Genomic DNA, 17431 nt, shown 5'->3' on the forward strand with positions numbered 1-17431 from the left:
GCCGAATTTACGCCTGTGGACAAGAACCCGCCGACGGGCTTGGTTGAAGCAGGAAGCAGACCCTTCAGGAGCAATCTTGATTGAATGGTAAGACGAGCGATAAGTTTAACCAAGTTTTGTGTAGCAGTTACTCTGCTGTTTGGAAGGTAAACCAGTACCAGAAACTTCAGATGTCAGCGCGATTCTCAGACAAATAAATCACATGCCTTTGTCTCAAGTGGCTCAGATAGTTCAAGCTGCTGCTGCGAGATTTGCTGCTGTGGCTGAGTCTGCGGGAGATGAAGCGAAAGTTAGTTGAATTTTGAGGGGAATTGTGCGCCCATCTCAATACAATTCTGCCCGACACCCTAGAAGGGTGCGGCTACACAAACAAAGCCCACCTGCGTGGGCTAAATGATTCTAGCCCACGCAGGTGGGCTTTGTACGTATAGCCCCAGGCTTCCAGCCTGAGGGAGGGAGTGCAAATTTACCAAATATAAAATACCATTTGGATTGATGAATTTATCACAAAGGAATAGTTAAAAATACTGATTATTCCCCAAGCATCAAAAATCCAAAATGGTAGCAACCACTGAAAGTCTCCACAAGTTTGTTAATTTTTGCCATTCTCACATCAAAGGTGAAGAAAGAAAAGAAGCGCAAACCTTTCTAGATAGGTTTTTTCGAGCGTTTGAACATGAAGGAGCGCTAGAAGCGGGAGCGAGTTACGAAGAAGCGATAAAAAAAAGCAGCAAGAAGGGTAAAACTGGCTTTGCTGATTTGGTGTGGAAACCCCGCGTATTGATTGAGATGAAGAAGCGCGGGGAAGATTTAAGTAAGCATTATTCTCAAGCTTTTGATTATTGGACGCGGTTAGTTCCAAATCGTCCGCGTTATGTGTTGTTGTGCAATTTTGACGAATTCTGGATTTTTGACTTTGATATCCAGCTAGATACACCCGTAGATGTAATTCCCCTAGAGCAACTGCCAGAAAGGGCAGGAGCCTTTACATTTATGGAATTAGGGGAAAAAACTCCTGTATTTAGAAATAATCAGCTAATAGTCACAGAACGCGCTGCACGTCGCATGGGTGAATTACTACTGGAGTTGGAAAAGCGCAAAATTGAGAAGTTGACAGCCCAGCGGTTTATTTTGCAATGCGTGCTAGCGATGTTTGCTGAAGATAGACAATTATTACCGCGTGATATGTTTATTTCCTGCGTTCAGGATTGCATGAAAGGGGCAAGTTCTTATGATGTTTTGGGTGGTTTATTTCGGGAAATGAATCAGCCAGGAATTACGCCAGCGGGACGTTATCAGGGTGTAGATTATTTTAACGGGGGTTTATTTTCGCTGATTCATGGAATTGATTTAACGCGGGAAGAATTGAACTTTTTGGATGTATCAGCACGGGAAGATTGGAGTAAAGTACGTCCGGCGATTTTCGGGAATTTGTTTGAAGGGACGGTGGATAAAAAAGAGCGTCACGCACGCGGAATTCACTTTACTTCAGAAGCGGACATTATGAAAATTGTCCGTCCAACTATTAGTAGATATTGGGAAGAAAGAATTGAAGAGGCTACGACTATAGGTGAACTTTCGGCTTTGCAATTGGAATTACAAAGTTATCGGGTGTTAGATCCGGCTTGTGGTTCGGGGAATTTTCTCTATATGGCATATCAAGAATTAAAGCGAATTGAGATGCTGCTGTTAGATAAAATTGCCCAGCGTCGTAAGTCGGCTAATGAGCAAATGCAAATGGGTTTTGTGACACCACAACAATTTTATGGGATGGATACAAATCCGTTTGCGGTGGAGTTAGCGCGGGTGACTTTGATGATTGCGCGGAAGATTGCAATTGATAATTTAAAGTTGACTGAACCGGCTTTGCCTTTGGATACTTTAGATAATAATATTGTTTGTCAAGATGCGCTTTTTAGTGAATGGCAGAAAGCGGATGTAATTATCGGCAATCCTCCTTTTTTGGGTGGAAAGCATATGAGAATAGCTTTGGGTGATGAATATATAGATAAGGTTTTTCAACGCTTTCCCGATGTTAAAGATTCTGTAGATTTTTGTGCTTATTGGTTTCGGTTAGCTCATAATTGCATTGATCAAAAAGGTAGAGCCGGATTAGTTGGGACTAATTCAGTTAGTCAAGGTAAAAGTAGAATTGCTGCTTTAGATTATATTACTCAAAATGGTGGTTATATTCACGAAGCTGTTTCTACACAACCTTGGTCAGGTGAAGCTAAAGTTCATGTTAGTATTGTTAACTGGAGTAAGGAAGAGCCGGAAAAATATTATTTAGATAATGAGGTAGTTTCTAGAATAAGTTCTTCACTTAAAACAACAACAGATGTTTCTCAGGCTGTTAGATTGAAAGCGAATCTGAATAAATGCTTTCAAGGTGTGATTCCTAACGGGAAAGGTTTTATAGTTACTGAGACACAGATGACAAATTGGGTGAAAGCTGATGCCAAAAATCAAGAAGTTCTGAAGCTTTTCTCAATGGGTGCAAATCTAGCGAAAAATCCTCACGGTAAGCCTGAACGCTGGATTATTGATTTTAATGATATGACTATTGAGGAAGCGAGTGATTATCAATTACCTTTTGAACAAGTTCAACGAACTATTCCATCAGAACGTAAAAATAATCGTAATGAACAACTAAAGATTAATTGGTGGAAATACGAAGGTAAAAGAATAGAAATGAGAAAAGCTATAAAACCTTTATCTTACTACTTCGCTGTTCCCGAAGTATCCAAATGGGCTATATTTATTCCTTGTCCTCTTGAATGGCTTCCAGGTAATAAGACTAAAGCTGTAGCATCTGATGATTTTTATATTTTTGGTATTCTCTCATCTCAAGTTCATCGTATTTGGATGCACGCTCAAAAATCAACTTTAAAAGCAGATATTGCTTACACGCATAACACATGCTTTGAAACCTTCCCCTTTCCCCAAACACCTGATGCGAAATTAGTTAATCAAATTCGCGCGAAAGCTGAAGAACTTCATCAATATCGCACTCAACAAATGTCAGCAAAACAGTGGGGAATTACGACGCTGTATAATAAGTTTTTTAATGAGCCAACGAGCCAACTTTATAAATTGCATGAACAGCTTGATAAACTGGTGATGCAAGCTTATGGTTTTAATCCTAATGACGATATTTTAGAGAAGCTGCTGGAATTGAATTTAGAATTAGCTGATACAGAAAAGCGGGGTGAAACTATTGTAGGTTGTTGGGCGCCGATTTGAAGTAGAATAAGTTGCATCCTGCCAAGGAATAAATTCTTCAGCTAATAGCAAATTTGAAGCTATAATAAATTCCTATCCCGCCAAGGAATAAATTCCCTGGCTAATAGTGAAAGTCCATTAAAATGGACTTAAAGAAAGGTAAGTTTTATGAGAATTGAGTCCGATTAAGAGGACTTTGGCTATTAGCCAGGGGTTTATAACCCCTGGTGGGTGATGAATCAATCATTTGAAAGTAGTAAAAATCACCTGTGTTTGTTGTTGGCAAGCGATTTGAAGCTATAATAAATTCCTATCCCGCCAAGGAATAAATTCCCTGGCTAATAGTGAAAGTCCATTAAAATGGACTGAAAGAAAGGTAAGTTTTATAAGAATTGAGTCCGATTAAGAGGACTTTGGCTATTAGCCAGGGGTTTATAACCCCTGGTGGGTGATGAATCAATCATTTGAAAGTAGTAAAAATCACCTTTTTATTATTCTTAGGAACGGATTTGAAGATATAATAAATTCCTATCCCGCCAAGGAATAAATTCCCTGGCTAATAGTGAAAGTCCATTAAAATGGACTGAAAGAAAGGTAAGTTTTATAAGAATTGAGTCCGATTAAGAGGACTTTGGCTATTAGCCAGGGGTTTATAACCCCTGGTGGGTGATGAATCAATCATTTGAAAGTAGTAAAAATCACCTTTTTATTATTCTTAGGAACGGATTTGAAGATATAATAAATTCCTATCCCGCCAAGGAATAAATTCCCTGGCTAATAGTGAAAGTCCATTAAAATGGACTGAAAGAAAGGTAAGCTTTCTGAGAATTGAGTCCTATTTATAGGACTTTGGCTATTAGCCAGGGGTTTATAACCCCTGGGATGAAAAAGAAGAAAGCGATACATGATAATCTTGTCATGGGTGTTTTATTTCCTAAGTTGTGAAAACCGACAGCATCTTTTATCGGCTATTTCAAGAATTCCCCAGTATCTTCTTTGAACTCATCGGGGAACCTCCAGAAGAAGCGAACTTGTATCAATTTTCATCAGTTGAAGTTAAACAAACAGCATTTAGAATTGATGGGGTTTTTCTTCCTACACAAACAGAGGAAAACCCAATTTATTTTGTGGAAGTTCAATTTCAACCAGACTCAGAAATTTACTCTCGACTGTTTTCAGAAATATGTTTATATCTTCGTCAGAATAAACCCCAAAACGATTGGTTTGCTACTGTTATCTATCCAACCCGGAGTGTAGACACAGGAAATATAAAACATTACCGCGAGTTTTTTGCAAGTCAGCGAGTTAGTCGCATTTATCTAGATGAATTAGGTGAAGCTACATCGCTACCAATTGGCATTGCTACTATCAAGTTAGTTATTTCAGATGAAGAGACAGCGATCGCACTCTTCAGGCAATTGATAGACAGAGTTAAGCAAAATGTCGGCGGTGGAATTCCTCAACAGCAATTATTACAATTAATAGAGACAATCATCGTCTACAAATTTCCAAGGATGACTAGGGAGGAAATACAAGCAATGTTTAGTTTAAGTGAGTTGAAGCAAACCAGATTTTATCAGGATGCCTTCAGTGAAGGCATAGAACAAGGCAAACGCGAAGCTACTTTAAACGCTGTACGTCAATTTTTAGCTTTGGGGCTTAGTTTAGAACAGATAGCACAAGGCTTAAGTCTAAGTCTTGAGGAAGTAAGACAAATGGCACAACAACAGTCTTCAAACGAGCAAGGTAATAGTTGAAATCATAACTTAACAACAGGCCTCAGGAGTAAATACAAGCAATGTTTAGTTTAAGTGAGTTTAAGCAAACCAGATTTTATCAGGAAGCCTTTGAGGAAGGTAAGGAATTAGGTAGGGAACTAGGTAGGGAACTAGGGAGACGCGAATTTTATTCAAGCGCTGTACGTCGCTTTTTGGCATTAGGATTGAGTTTAGAGCAGATAGCAGAAGGTTTAGGCTTGAGTGTTGAAGAAGTAAGGGAACTAGCGCAATAGCAGCATTCTCGTGACACCTTTGAAAATCTTCTCTTGATGCCAATAATCAATACGAAATATGTAGTTAAATTTTGTTAATATTTGGACACGGCGTGAGCTTCTGCGCCTCTGTTACCCATATTTTACCCCTAGAGACACTCTCATGCTGCGACTCGAACATATCAGTAAAATTTATCCCACAGGCGAAATTCTCAAAGATGTCAACTGGGAAGTCAAAGTTGGCGATCGCATCGGCTTGGTGGGTGTCAACGGTGCCGGAAAATCCACCCAACTAAAAATCATCGCCGGCGAAATCGAGCCGACTGCTGGTGAAATTATTCGTCCTACGAGCTTACACATAGCTTACCTCAACCAAGAATTTGAAGTAGACCCCAGCCGTACTGTTAAAGAAGAATTTTGGCGTGCGTTTGTCGAAGCAAACAAAGTTAATGAAGCTTTGTCACAGGTGCATCGGGAAATGGAAACGGCAACTCCAGAGGAGTTAAACAAACTGATCGACAAAATGGATCGTTTCCAAAGGCAGTTTGAAGCACTTGATGGGTATGGATTAGAGGCAAAAATTGACAAAATTTTGCCAGAAATGGGTTTTGATGGGGCAGATAGCGATCGCTTGGTGAGTGCTTTTAGTGGCGGTTGGCAAATGCGGATGAGTTTGGGTAAAATCCTACTACAAAAACCCGACTTATTGCTACTGGACGAACCTACCAACCATCTTGACTTAGAAACTATCGAATGGTTAGAAATTTACCTCAAAGGGCTGACTACCCCGATGGTAATAGTATCTCATGACCGGGAATTTTTAGATCGCCTCTGCACCCAAGTTGTGGAAACAGAACGCGGTGTTTCCAGCACTTATCTCGGTAATTACTCAGCCTACCTGTTACAAAAATCTGAAAGTCAACAAGCGCAACTTAGTGCTTACGAACGTCAGCAAAAAGAACTAGAAAAACAGCAAACCTTTGTTGACAGATTCCGCGCTAGTGCTACCCGCAGTACCCAAGCAAAAAGCCGGGAAAAACAACTTGATAAAATTGAACGCATTGAAGCACCCGTAGGTGGGATGAGAACTTTGCACTTCCGTTTTCCCCCCGCACCCCGCAGCGGACGCGAAGTAGTGGAAATTAAAGATTTAACTCATACCTACGATGATAAAATTCTCTTTTTGGGGGCAAATCTCTTAATTGAAAGAGGCGATCGCATCGCTTTTCTTGGTCCAAACGGTGCCGGTAAATCTACTCTCCTACGTTTAATTACGGGTAGCGAAAAGCCCACAGAAGGTACTATTGGGGTAGGCGACCACAACGTTATTCCTGGCTATTTTGAGCAAAATCAAGCCGAAGCTTTAGATTTAAAGAAAACTGTCATGGAAACCATCCATGATGAAGTTCCCGACTGGAAAAATGAAGAAGTCCGCACGCTGTTGGGACGCTTTTTGTTTTCTGGGGACACGGTGTTGAAACCAGTTGCAGCATTAAGTGGGGGAGAAAAAGCGCGTTTGGCATTGGCAAAAATGCTTTTGTGTCCAGCAAATTTACTCATTTTAGATGAGCCGACAAACCATCTAGATATCCCAGCAAAAGAAATGCTGGAAGAAGCAATCCAAAATTATGATGGCACTGTAATTGTCGTTTCTCACGACCGTTATTTTATTTCTCAGGTAGCAAATAAAATCGTCGAAATCCGCAATGGTGAATTTCGCGTTTATTTAGGGGATTATCATTACTATTTGGATAAAATCGCCGAAGAAAAAGAACAAGCTCGCTTAGAAGCGATCGCTGCTGACAAAGCTGCCAAAAAAGCCGCAAAAGCTGCAAAAACCAGCGGCAAAAGTAAATAAGGGGTTGGGAGTGGTTAGTTGATAGTGGTTAGTGGATGGTGGTTATTCTTTTGACAACGAACAACCAACCACTAACAACCAACAACGTCAACCACAAAAAATTAGGAAAAATTATTCAAATTTAAAAAATGTTAAAAAAATCGTAATTACGTCATAAAAAAAAGTTAAGAAGCAGAAATTCACTTGCGGTGGTGATTAGCAGTGGTATCATTCGGATATTACAAAAAGTAAAGGGCAATTTTATTATGACCAAGGCACCTGTTGCTCCCGTGGTGCTTGTCATTTTAGACGGATGGGGCTACAGCGAGGAAACACAAGGAAACGCGATCGCCGCTGCTAAAACTCCCGTAATGCAAAGCTTATGGGCAGCTTATCCGCATACCCTCATCCGCACATCCGGAAAAGCCGTGGGATTGCCAGAGGGTCAAATGGGCAACTCAGAAGTTGGTCATTTGAACATCGGTGCTGGACGAGTTGTACCGCAAGAATTAGTCCGCATCTCAGATGCTGTGGAAGACGGTTCCATCCAACGCAACCCCGCACTGGTCAAAATTTGCCAGGAAGTCCGCAGTCGAAATGGCAAGCTGCATATAGTTGGGCTTTGTTCCGAGGGTGGGGTACACTCGCACCTGTCGCATTTGTTTGGATTACTTGACTTAGCCAAGGGTCAAGGACTTGACGAAATTTGCATCCACGCCATCACAGACGGTCGTGACACCACCCCAAAAGATGCTGTACAAGCAATTGGGTTGCTGCAAAATTATATTGACCGCATCGGTGTAGGACGCATAGCCACCCTCAGCGGTCGCTATTACGCAATGGATCGCGATCGCCGTTGGGATCGAGTCAAACGCGCCTACGACATCATGACACAAGATGGCGCTTTTGACGGTCGCTCTTCGGTGGAAGTCATACAAGCATCTTACTTAGAAGGTGTTACCGACGAATTCATTTTACCAACCCGCATTGCCCCAGGCGCAGTAGAGTCAGGCGATGGAGTGATATTCTTTAACTTCCGCCCCGATCGCGCTAGACAATTGACGCAAGCTTTTGTCAATCCTGATTTTAACGGCTTTGAAACTTTATCGATCGCGCCGCTGTCGTTTGCTACTTTTACTCAATACGATCCAGAATTACCAGTAGCTGTAGCCTTTGAACCTCAGAATCTCAGTAATATTCTGGGGGAAGTAATTGCCAATCATGATTTAAAGCAGTTTCGCACCTCAGAAACCGAAAAATACGCTCACGTCACCTACTTCTTTAACGGTGGTTTGGAAGAACCTTTTCCCGGAGAAGACCGGGAAATGGTCAGCAGTCCAATGGTCGCAACCTACGACAAAGCGCCGGCGATGTCAGCAGAACCACTAACAGAGGTAGCGATCGCCGGTATCGAAAAGAAAATTTACTCGCTAATTGTAATTAATTATGCCAACCCAGACATGGTAGGGCATACTGGTCAAATAGACGCTACGATTAAAGCACTCTCAACCGTTGACCGATGTTTGGGACGCCTTCTAGAGAGCATCAGCAAAGCTGGAGGTACTGCCCTTATTACCGCCGACCACGGCAACGCAGAGCAGATGCTAGATGATGCGGGCAATCCTTGGACAGCTCACACTACCAATCCAGTCCCCTTAATTTTGGTAGAAGGAGAAGGCGCAAAAATCCCCGGACATGGTACAGATGTTAGCCTGCGAAACGATGGTAAGCTAGCCGACATTGCCCCCACAATTCTGGAGATTTTACAGCTGCCGATTCCACCAGAAATGACAGGGCGATCGCTACTCCAAAATGCTGAGTATGAAGTGGAATTAAAACGCACTCCCGCACCAGTTGGATTGTAAAAAAGTTAGGAGTTATGAGTGATGAGTTAAGAATTAATAATTTTTCGCTCCTCCTAACTCCTAACTCCTAACTCCTAACTCCTAACTCCTAACTCCTAACTCCTAACTTTTTAAATTCCTACCATGACCGTTACTAATATCGTGCAAGGCATCTGGGCATTTTCCGCCGTTGGTTTGATTGTTTTAGTATTACTGCATAGCCCGAAAGGCGATGGCGTTGCTGCCATTGGCGGACAGGCTCAATTGTTTAGCAGCACCAAAAGTGCAGAAACCACACTCAACCGAGTTACCTGGACGCTTACGGTAATTTTCCTCGGCTTAACTGTAGTTTTAAGCGCTGGTTGGCTGCCTAAGTAAGGATGGGGAGAATAACTTAACGCCCTATGGGGAAGTTCGTAGTAAGGGCTGAAGCCCTTAAAAGCGAAGATATGAGGCGAAGATATGAGCGGTAAACCGCTCACTACGAAGAGTATTTTACGTTTAATTACAGCCCTTGTCTTGGTTATTGGCACAGGGCTGTTAGCCATTTTTACTAACTTACAGAACAAGCCCACCCTTGCAGAAAATGGCATATTGACAAATACCCCGGAAAATGCACAAGACTTAAGAAAAACTCCCCCCCTCTCCCCCTCTCCCCCTCCTCCCCTCCTCCCTCCTTCCCCAAGACCTCATCCCCTACCGCCGACGCTGGTACAGTGGAAAGACAGCACCAACAGCGGTGACTACTTTTCTCAAGTTAAATTAACTGAAGTCTGTTATTTAGTTTGGTCGCAGTTTCCCATTCGCATTTACGTAGAAACACCGAAAGAAATTAGCAAAGAACAGGCTAAAACATGGGTTAATACTGTCATCCAAGCAGTGCAAGAGTGGAATGTTTATTTACCCTTGGAGGTAGTCAAACAGCCGGAAGTTGCTAATATTACAATTGTGCGAAAAGCTCCACCTCTTCAGAAGTCGCCTAATAGCAACATTCCCCGTGCGCGATCGGCACAAACCACTTACAAGTTATACACAAATAACAAAGTTTTATCTCACCGCTTCACGATATTGCTGAGTCCTACCCAGACTGGTAATTATCTTACCGCAGCCGCCCGCCACGAATTCGGTCACGCCCTGGGAATTTGGGGTCATAGTCCACTCCCAAGTGATGCTTTATACTTTTCGCAAGTCCGCAACCCGCCGCCTATTTCTGCCAGAGATGTAAATACTTTGAAGCGCGTTTACGAACAGCCAACTAGTTTGGGTTGGTCTTTGGGGGAAAAGTATCAAAACTAAAGGTTTTTGCCATTAAAACTATCATTGAGCCACGATCATCGCTTTCCTACAATTCTAAATTTAAAATTAAAAATAAAACCCAAGACGTGATTCAGCTAGACTAATTGAGCGCTGAAAAAGTTACTTTTATTGAATTCACCGAAGAGAATTGACCGCTTGTTCTTCTGCCGTTAAAAGCTAGGGTGGACAATAATGCCCACCCAACATTTCTAAACGCGACGTAGGTTCATGAGTTCTTGGGGAGATGCTAGCATATCGATCGCCACAAAGAAAATCTTACCTTGGGGATTGATTAAGAACCGCCAAGCAATATTCATACCCACAGTTACACCAAACCAAGGAGTTTGTACCACACCTGTGACTTTCAGTTGCTTAGAACCATCTGGCAGAACTTCGCAGATACCTTGTTGGGGCATCATATTTAGTCCTTGGGCTTCTTCGCGCATGTATTTAGCGATCGCCTCATGACCGATTATTGGCTTCTGGAATGGGGGTTGCAGCGCACCATCGGTAGTAAACAAAGCGATCGCCGCATCAAATTTATCTGCGTTCATCGCTTCAATGTAGCCGAGTACAGCAGGCTCTGTGATACCTTCAATCTTGACTGAAGTAATAGCAGGAGCACTACGTTTAAACGCAGGTTCCGCAGCAGCTTTGGAACTACTTGGACCAAGAGCAGATGTATCAAATCCCATATCTACTACAGTGTTACGCAGTACGGTAATTTGCTGACCTGCATCAAGTTTCTGGGTAGCTTCTAATACTACTTTCACACCAGGAGACATTTGGTAACCGCTGGGAATCGGAGTCACAACGCCTTGTTTCATCAACTCACCTAACTCATACCAAAAAGCCAGCTTGGTGTTAACACTGAAGAAACCATAAGAACGGCTGATTGGACTATCAGCACGGTTAGCAAGTTCCCGCATGACTTGGGTTTGCTCTTCTTGAGACATCTGCTTAATTTGGTTGAGCAAACCTTCCGCTAGTTGCAAGCGTGCTACTCCAGGAGCTGCGGGAGTAATTGTCTTACCCATTTCGGTGTAAGCATACCAGAGATAAGCCAGTTGATCGTCAACGCCTAGTTGATCGAATAGGGCTATGGTAGCTGGAATTGGGCTAGGAACTTGAGTGTTAGAGAAAATATTTTGAGCGGATTCGATACTTAAAGCCATGTTCGCAATCTCCAATGTTATTTGTTAATTAGCAAGAATCTTCAATCTGAAACAGACTGACAATAAACCTGCGTCAACTCAAATCGAGACTTTTAGCGTGCTAAAAGCCAGACAGGAAAAGTAATCACCCTTGCAGGTGTTCATTTGTTAGCGTGCTAAAAGCCAGTCAGGGACTGTCTTCCAGGTAAATCTTTAATTCAATACAAAGGTGCGGTTTGAAAAAGCGCCTCAACAACCTAACTGCTTACAGCTAGGAAAATTTATTTGTTAGAGGTTTAACGTTTACATAGGTAAGTTTACCAAAATTAATAAACATTTGTAAATTTTTTTAACAAAATAGTTACAAATATTGCTTATCGCTCATATTATATATTTTATATATAATCTTTACTGAACTGACCAAGGTGAATGAGGCGTTACCTTCTCGCTAAGGAAATCAAGATAATAACGCGAACCCTGGGGAATAAATGCCGATCGCTTGGATATCTGAAATAAACATGCTTTTCAGTATTCTAGGTGTGTTGGTGGTAGCTGTAGCCGAAGCCTGGGGTCTGTTTTGGCTCCAATGTTTGTAGGTTGGGTAAAGCGAAGCGAAACCGAACACAACTACTTAAAAATAAATTCAGCCAAGGGCTTACCTACGCTCCGCGACTAAATTGCACGCGGGGTTGAATTAAAACATTAGTATAAAGTTCTTCGAGTCGAGTAACATTATTGCTGAGGGTATATCGCTCTAGTACTCGCTTTCTGGCTTTTTGCCCTAGCAGTGTTGTTAATTCTGGATGGTCTTGGAAGAGGGGCAAAAAAGTTTTTAATTGCGATCGCACTGTTTTGGTGTTGAGAATTACACCTGCACCCTTCGACACTACTTCACCATCTGCACCGACATCTGTGGCTAAACACGCGCTTCCCACTGCCATTGCTTCTAACAAAGACAGGGAAAGTCCCTCTACTAATGAAGGCAAAATAAATACATCTGCACCGCGTAATATATCGATGCGTCGGTTTTCGTTGGCAATAAACCCTAACCAACTTATGCCATATTCGGAACCATAAAAGGTTTCTAAAGAAGATTTCAATGGACCATCGCCGACAATTAGCAATTTACTATCATGCCGCATTTCTGCTTGTTTCCAGGCACGAAGGAGAGCTTCGACGTTTTTCTCTTGGGCAATGCGACCTTGATAAACAAACAAGCGTTCTGCGTTAAATTCTGCTTTGATTTTAGAAGTCCCAGGACAATACTTGCTAGTATCCACACCGTTGGGAATTACGGCAATATTTTCTTCTGGGACACCCATCCGGGCTAGCAATTCTCGCTGTATTTGAGAAAATACAATCACGCGATCGTAGTTACCCAAAAAAGGCGCATAAAGTTGATACGCCAAAAGTTGTGTTCCTGATATCAGTTTTGCCCCTTTGCCAGCAAATGGTGTGTGGAAAGTGGCAACTAAGGGCAAATTCAGTTCTTCACAGATTTCTGGCAGAACAAAGTCAAGGGGAGACAAAGTTAAAGAAGCGTGAACTACATCCGGCTTGATACGCTTTAACGACTGAGTTAAAACCCTAGTCGCTTTAAAAGTCGGAATTGTGTAAACCTGGGACTTGTAAATGAAGGGTAGCGGAACCTCTGGACAATTGGGCCAGTTGTCGGGTTCAGATTCTTCTTGGGCGAAGTGAAGGAAACTAACTTGGTGTCCCCTGTCTAGCAAGGCATTTGTGATTTCCCGACTGTAGGTGACATTGCCGCAAAAGGGTGATTTTTTTCCAATCCAGGCTATACGCATTCTTTATTAGCTATCAGGAAAGCGGGTTTGATTTATCAGCTTTTTGTCGGAATTGTGTTTTTTGTCTGATTGTGCTGTTGTACTTGCTAGGTTTTTAGTTCTTATCAAATCCCGCGATTACTCAATTCCCCGCGCAAAATGTTCGGTTGCGATAGCGAAAGTGTATTTATGGATTTTTTTCAATTTTTAAGTTGCTAATTCCTAATCAGTTCATAACAACTTACATAGATGCGATGTATCGCCTCTGGTTAATGTCAGGTTTATTTCCAGCAAGTACCTGATAAATCATTATTGACTTCAGTTTAGCACGAAAACAAAAGCTTTCAGTAAATAATTGATCGTGTCAGAAGAGTGAATAATAACTCCTTTTTTTTGATAACTAGTCAGAGAAGTTATACCAGGTTAATATACTACCTGAAAAGACGATCGCCGCCAATCCCAAAAATACAGCTTGTAATCCAACGAATGTTTCTGCGACACCTGCCAATGTCAAGGGCAAGGTGAGGGCAATATTAATCACGTTGTTTTGCAGACCAAAAACTTTACCACGCATTTCCGGTGGGGTTTCGCTTTGGATCGCTGTTTGCATAGGGATACCGACTAACGCTCCACACACACCCAACAACGCCACCAACAAAAGGATAATCCATAACTGTGTTGTGAATATCGACAAACCAATTAAGGATGCTGTCATACCCATACATCCAAATACACTTAATTGGGTATAAGAAAAACGTTGACAAAATTGACCAAGAATGGTTGCCCCAAGAGCGATACCAACACCACCAGATGCGAGTAAAAAGCCGAATTGGGAGGCTTTTAAGTTGGGAATTATTTCTGCCATGCGAACGGCAAGAACAGTTAATGCGGCAAAGACAGAAAATAAGATAATAAGTTGGATTAAAGCATTGCGAAGGCGATGATTTTCTCCTAGATACTTAAAACCATCACGCAGGTCAGCAAAAACGTGGGGGTATTCTGCTTTTTCTTTGTGAGATTTTTCGTTAGTTGACAAAAGTAACAAAATTATGCCGGCGATCGCATAACTACCACCCACCAAAAGTTCTTTACCCAATCCCCCACTACCACCAACAATTTGCCAAATATGCTCGGCAACAGCTAATAACGGTTCCCCGACAGCAAACCCGACAATTACCGATGCCATCATGGTTGTTGTATACAGCGAGTTAGCCGAGAGTAAATCTTGCTCTTTCACTACCAAAGGAATCGCTGCCTGTTCTGCGGGTGCAAAAAACTGCGTCAGCGTCGAAACCAAAAAAGTTACAACTAAAATCATGCAAAAACCAACTGGCAAGACTCCGATTGGTTTCCAATCATGAGTTAACCACAACAGCATCGGAATTGCCAAAACCAAAATACCCCGCCAAAAGTTTGTTGCTACTAGCACTGCCTTTTTCGACCAGCGGTCTACAAATACACCCGCAACAGAACCAAATAGCACCGCAGGAATGGTAAAAGTCATCATCAGCGCTGATACCCAACCGCTAATACTTTGATCGCTTGCCTGAAACTGAGTATTTATTAAAGCAATCATCAGCACCAAATATATTTTATCTGCTAATTGGCAGAAGACTTGACCACCCCAAAGAGCTAAAAAATTAGGATTTTTCAATACAGGCAAAAAACCCTGTTGAACATCACTTGATACTGCTTCACCTTTATGTGACGGTTCTTTGCCATTTATAGAAGTTAATGGCAAATTATGCTCAGAAGCATCAATGAAGCCATTTTCACTTGTGTTTTTTTCCCCAACTTTTGTTATATCGCTTTTTGATATTTCCGACTTTGACCAATTTTTTTCATTTTGAGAAACGTCTGGAGACATTTCTTGGGTATACATGCGATCGCACCTCAAGTCGGAAACAGCACTAAGATGTGGTGTTTGTGGCGAATTAGGTGTCCTATTATGTTTTTTGCCGTGACTGGGTGACATCGGCAAGACTTTTGGTTCTAAATCAGACGGTTGCATCATGGTTGGCAGCAAAATAAGAATCGATCAACGCAGCGGAGCGAATAGGACGACCAAGATGATATTGAGCATATAAGCGCAGAATTTGCTCAACAGATGACCAGCCATCATTGGCAGCATTAGGCATTATCTCTGGTTGCGGCAACTGCTGGAGCATAGCCAGTTCTGTCGCATTTAGTTTTTTAGAAAGCACTGGTATTTCTTGGCAATGGACAATGGTTTCGTAGGCTGGGGAGGATGGGGAGGACAAGGGAGAGGGGGAAGACAAGGGAGAGATAGGAATTTGTTTCTTACCCCCTTGTCCCCCTTGTCCCCCTTGTCCCCCTTGTCCCCCTTGTCCCCCTTGTCCCCTTGTCCCCTTGTCCCCCTCTTTACGCAAGCGCTCCAAAGCTTGTAAACTAATTATTCCACCAGCAGAGACACTAAAGCCGACCTGAGCCTTGGGGTCTGTAAAATCTGGTATTAAGGGACTCTGAGTCAAGCAACAAACTTGCACTTGGGGGGTGAGTCCTGAATTCGCAAAAAGGTGAAATACAGCATGTGCCAGATGAGCGAAAATACTTTTTACTTCTGTGATGGGTATCGCTTCCAACCTACCCAGATGTTCATTGAGTAACTCATACAATTCCTCTTGGGGTTGTTCGCTTAGAGCTTGACATAATACAATTTCTGCTAAATACTGACTAGCAGCGAGTTTTCCCAAGTCTTTAGCAAGACCTGGATAAGTTTTTATAGTTTGTGCTTGTGTAATTTTGTCAAGCGATCGCCCAATTGCAATCAGTAGTTCATTGACCACAAACATCCCACTCCTACCACCAAGACTTGACTTGTGCTTGCGTGCCCCTGGAGCAATTGCTCGAATCAAACCAAACTCTCGTGTCAAAATTGTCACTAGCCTATCGGCTTCGCCAAACGCCTGGGTTTTCAGATTAATCCCAGTTGCTTTATAGGTTCTACTCATTAGTCATTAGTCAAAGTCGGTTAGTAGTTAGTGCTTAGTAGTTAGTGCTTAGTAGTTAGTGCTTAGTAGTCAAAGAAAATCGACTAACGACTAACAACGCTCCGACTAACAAAAAACAAATGACTACTATCTATGATTCCAGAGTATCGCGCTGGCGGATCAAATCGATACCGCGAGACGTGCCTAATCTAGTTGCACCCGCTACTATTAAGTCTAAAGCTTGCGAGGCGGTGCGAATTCCTCCTGAGGCTTTAATTCCCACTCTTTCTCGTGCCACTTCTTTCAAAAGTTGTACATCTGCCACTGTCGCACCACCGTTCCAACCTGTACAGGTTTTAATAAATGCTGCCCCTGCATCCATAGCTATTTCTGCTGCCACACTTTTCTCCGCATCCGTCAGCAGGTTAGTTTCCAATATTACCTTGACATTTCCATCCGCGGCTTCGCAAATTTCGGCAATTTCCCGGTGTATTTCCTCAGTTTTGCCAGCTTTCAGCCAGCCCAAATTAATTACCACATCCAACTCAATAGCACCATTTTCTAGTGCTTCTTGAGCTTCAAACAGCTTTACGGCTGAAGTTGTAGCCCCAGAAGGAAAGCCAATCACCGTACAGACTTTAGGACTTTTGCCGTGCAGGAGTTCCGCCGCTTGTTTGACATACACGGGGTAGACGCAAACCGCTGCAAAGCCAAATCTGTCTGCTTCTTCACACCATTGCTTAACGTGCTCGCTTGTAGCGGTAGGCATCAGCAGCGTATGATCGATGTATGGCGCAATATCAATGTCTGGATAATCTGCTGCCATTGTTACTTTTACCAGTAATTGATTATTAAACTTTATTTAGAATCATAAAGACATTTTTATTAAATTAAACCATAATTCGTGACATTTTTCCTGAGTATGTGACAGCTTATTGAGTTTTGGGGGTAGTTTCGCTCTTTGTTCCCCTTAGTGTTTAAGTTTACATCTGGCACTAGTCAGGCTAGGAAGGCAAAGTCCGATTGGGGAAATTTGTCTGTTAGTGAAATTTTAGGGTGGATTAGAAACGAAACGATAAAAGCGTTTACTGCCAAGTATTTGCTCCCCTCCGCTGATAGAACTATATTTAATACAGCGATTGCCCCTCACGGTGTTGCATTAGAACAGAATTTTAAGCTAGTAGATGGTACATACCCATACACAAGAAAAGCAGATTTAGTGCCGTTAGTTGCAGCGGCTATTAAACAATAGCTAGGTATAATACAGCAGATTTCAGGTAAATGAAATACATGTCTAAAACCCAAAACATTGTAGAGACGTAGCACAGAATAGTCTCTACGTGTATTCGA

The 17431-nt window shown here is 42.3% G+C and carries 14 protein-coding genes; 9 read left to right on the forward strand and 5 right to left on the reverse strand.

Annotated features, from left to right (window positions below; translation table 11 throughout):
• Positions 1–139 precede the first annotated feature (139 nt).
• The 8 genes from OGM63_RS06710 (at position 140) to OGM63_RS06745 (ending at position 10189) form a co-directional block, all read left to right on the forward strand.
• Complete coding sequence (locus OGM63_RS06710; protein ID WP_263744727.1) at positions 140–298, forward strand: hypothetical protein; 159 nt, start codon at positions 140–142, stop codon at positions 296–298.
• Between the two features lie 260 nt (positions 299–558).
• Positions 559–3243, forward strand: coding sequence for a DNA methyltransferase (locus OGM63_RS06715; RefSeq protein ID WP_263744728.1), 2685 nt, complete (start codon positions 559–561; stop codon positions 3241–3243).
• 920 nt (positions 3244–4163) lie between these two features.
• Entirely contained in the window at positions 4164–4979 is an 816-nt protein-coding gene (locus tag OGM63_RS06720; RefSeq protein ID WP_263744729.1) for an Rpn family recombination-promoting nuclease/putative transposase, read from the forward strand.
• A gap of 41 nt (positions 4980–5020) precedes the next feature.
• Complete coding sequence (locus OGM63_RS06725) at positions 5021–5233, forward strand: hypothetical protein (protein WP_263744730.1); 213 nt, start codon at positions 5021–5023, stop codon at positions 5231–5233.
• 142 nt (positions 5234–5375) lie between these two features.
• Positions 5376–7070, forward strand: coding sequence for an ABC-F family ATP-binding cassette domain-containing protein (locus OGM63_RS06730; RefSeq protein WP_263744731.1), 1695 nt, complete (start codon positions 5376–5378; stop codon positions 7068–7070).
• A 245-nt stretch (positions 7071–7315) separates the two neighbouring features.
• Complete coding sequence (gene gpmI, locus OGM63_RS06735) at positions 7316–8914, forward strand: 2,3-bisphosphoglycerate-independent phosphoglycerate mutase (protein WP_263744732.1); 1599 nt, start codon at positions 7316–7318, stop codon at positions 8912–8914.
• 123 nt (positions 8915–9037) lie between these two features.
• Positions 9038–9271: a preprotein translocase subunit SecG gene (gene secG / locus OGM63_RS06740; RefSeq protein ID WP_029635452.1), complete on the forward strand. Its 234-nt coding sequence runs from the start codon at positions 9038–9040 to the stop codon at positions 9269–9271.
• Positions 9272–9355: 84 nt separating this feature from the next.
• The gene (locus tag OGM63_RS06745) at positions 9356–10189 is read left to right on the forward strand and encodes a peptidase (protein ID WP_263744733.1); all 834 of its coding nucleotides are present in this window, start codon (positions 9356–9358) and stop codon (positions 10187–10189) included.
• 209 nt (positions 10190–10398) lie between these two features.
• Here OGM63_RS06745 and OGM63_RS06750 read toward each other — a convergent pair whose 3' ends face one another.
• The 5 genes from OGM63_RS06750 to deoC all read right to left on the reverse strand — a co-directional run bounded on the left by OGM63_RS06750 (position 10399) and on the right by deoC (position 16907).
• Positions 10399–11364 carry an orange carotenoid protein N-terminal domain-containing protein gene (locus OGM63_RS06750; RefSeq protein WP_263744734.1) on the reverse strand — a complete coding sequence of 322 codons (966 nt, stop codon included), beginning with the start codon at positions 11362–11364 and terminating at the stop codon, positions 10399–10401.
• Positions 11365–12002: 638 nt separating this feature from the next.
• Positions 12003–13151 (reverse strand): glycosyltransferase family 4 protein, encoded by a 1149-nt coding sequence (locus OGM63_RS06755; RefSeq protein ID WP_263744735.1) that lies wholly within the window; start codon positions 13149–13151, stop codon positions 12003–12005.
• Positions 13152–13530: 379 nt separating this feature from the next.
• Positions 13531–15144 (reverse strand): MFS transporter, encoded by a 1614-nt coding sequence (locus OGM63_RS06760; RefSeq protein WP_263744736.1) that lies wholly within the window; start codon positions 15142–15144, stop codon positions 13531–13533.
• Positions 15128–16102, reverse strand: coding sequence for a DNA repair protein RecO (gene recO / locus OGM63_RS06765; RefSeq protein ID WP_263744737.1), 975 nt, complete (start codon positions 16100–16102; stop codon positions 15128–15130). Before recO ends, OGM63_RS06760 begins: the two co-directional genes overlap by 17 nt.
• 130 nt (positions 16103–16232) lie before the next feature.
• The gene (gene deoC / locus OGM63_RS06770) at positions 16233–16907 is read right to left on the reverse strand and encodes a deoxyribose-phosphate aldolase (protein ID WP_263744738.1); all 675 of its coding nucleotides are present in this window, start codon (positions 16905–16907) and stop codon (positions 16233–16235) included.
• A 207-nt stretch (positions 16908–17114) separates the two neighbouring features.
• On the opposite strand from deoC, the gene OGM63_RS06775 reads away from it, so the two are divergent.
• A complete protein-coding gene (locus OGM63_RS06775) occupies positions 17115–17333 on the forward strand; it encodes a Cfr10I/Bse634I family restriction endonuclease (protein WP_263744739.1) in 219 nt (72 codons plus the stop codon).
• The last annotated feature ends 98 nt before the right edge of the window (positions 17334–17431 follow it).

The sequence above is a fragment of the Plectonema radiosum NIES-515 genome, assembly GCF_025753815.1.
In the GTDB taxonomy this organism is placed as follows: Bacteria; Cyanobacteriota; Cyanobacteriia; order Cyanobacteriales; family Nostocaceae; genus Hassallia; species Hassallia radiosum_A.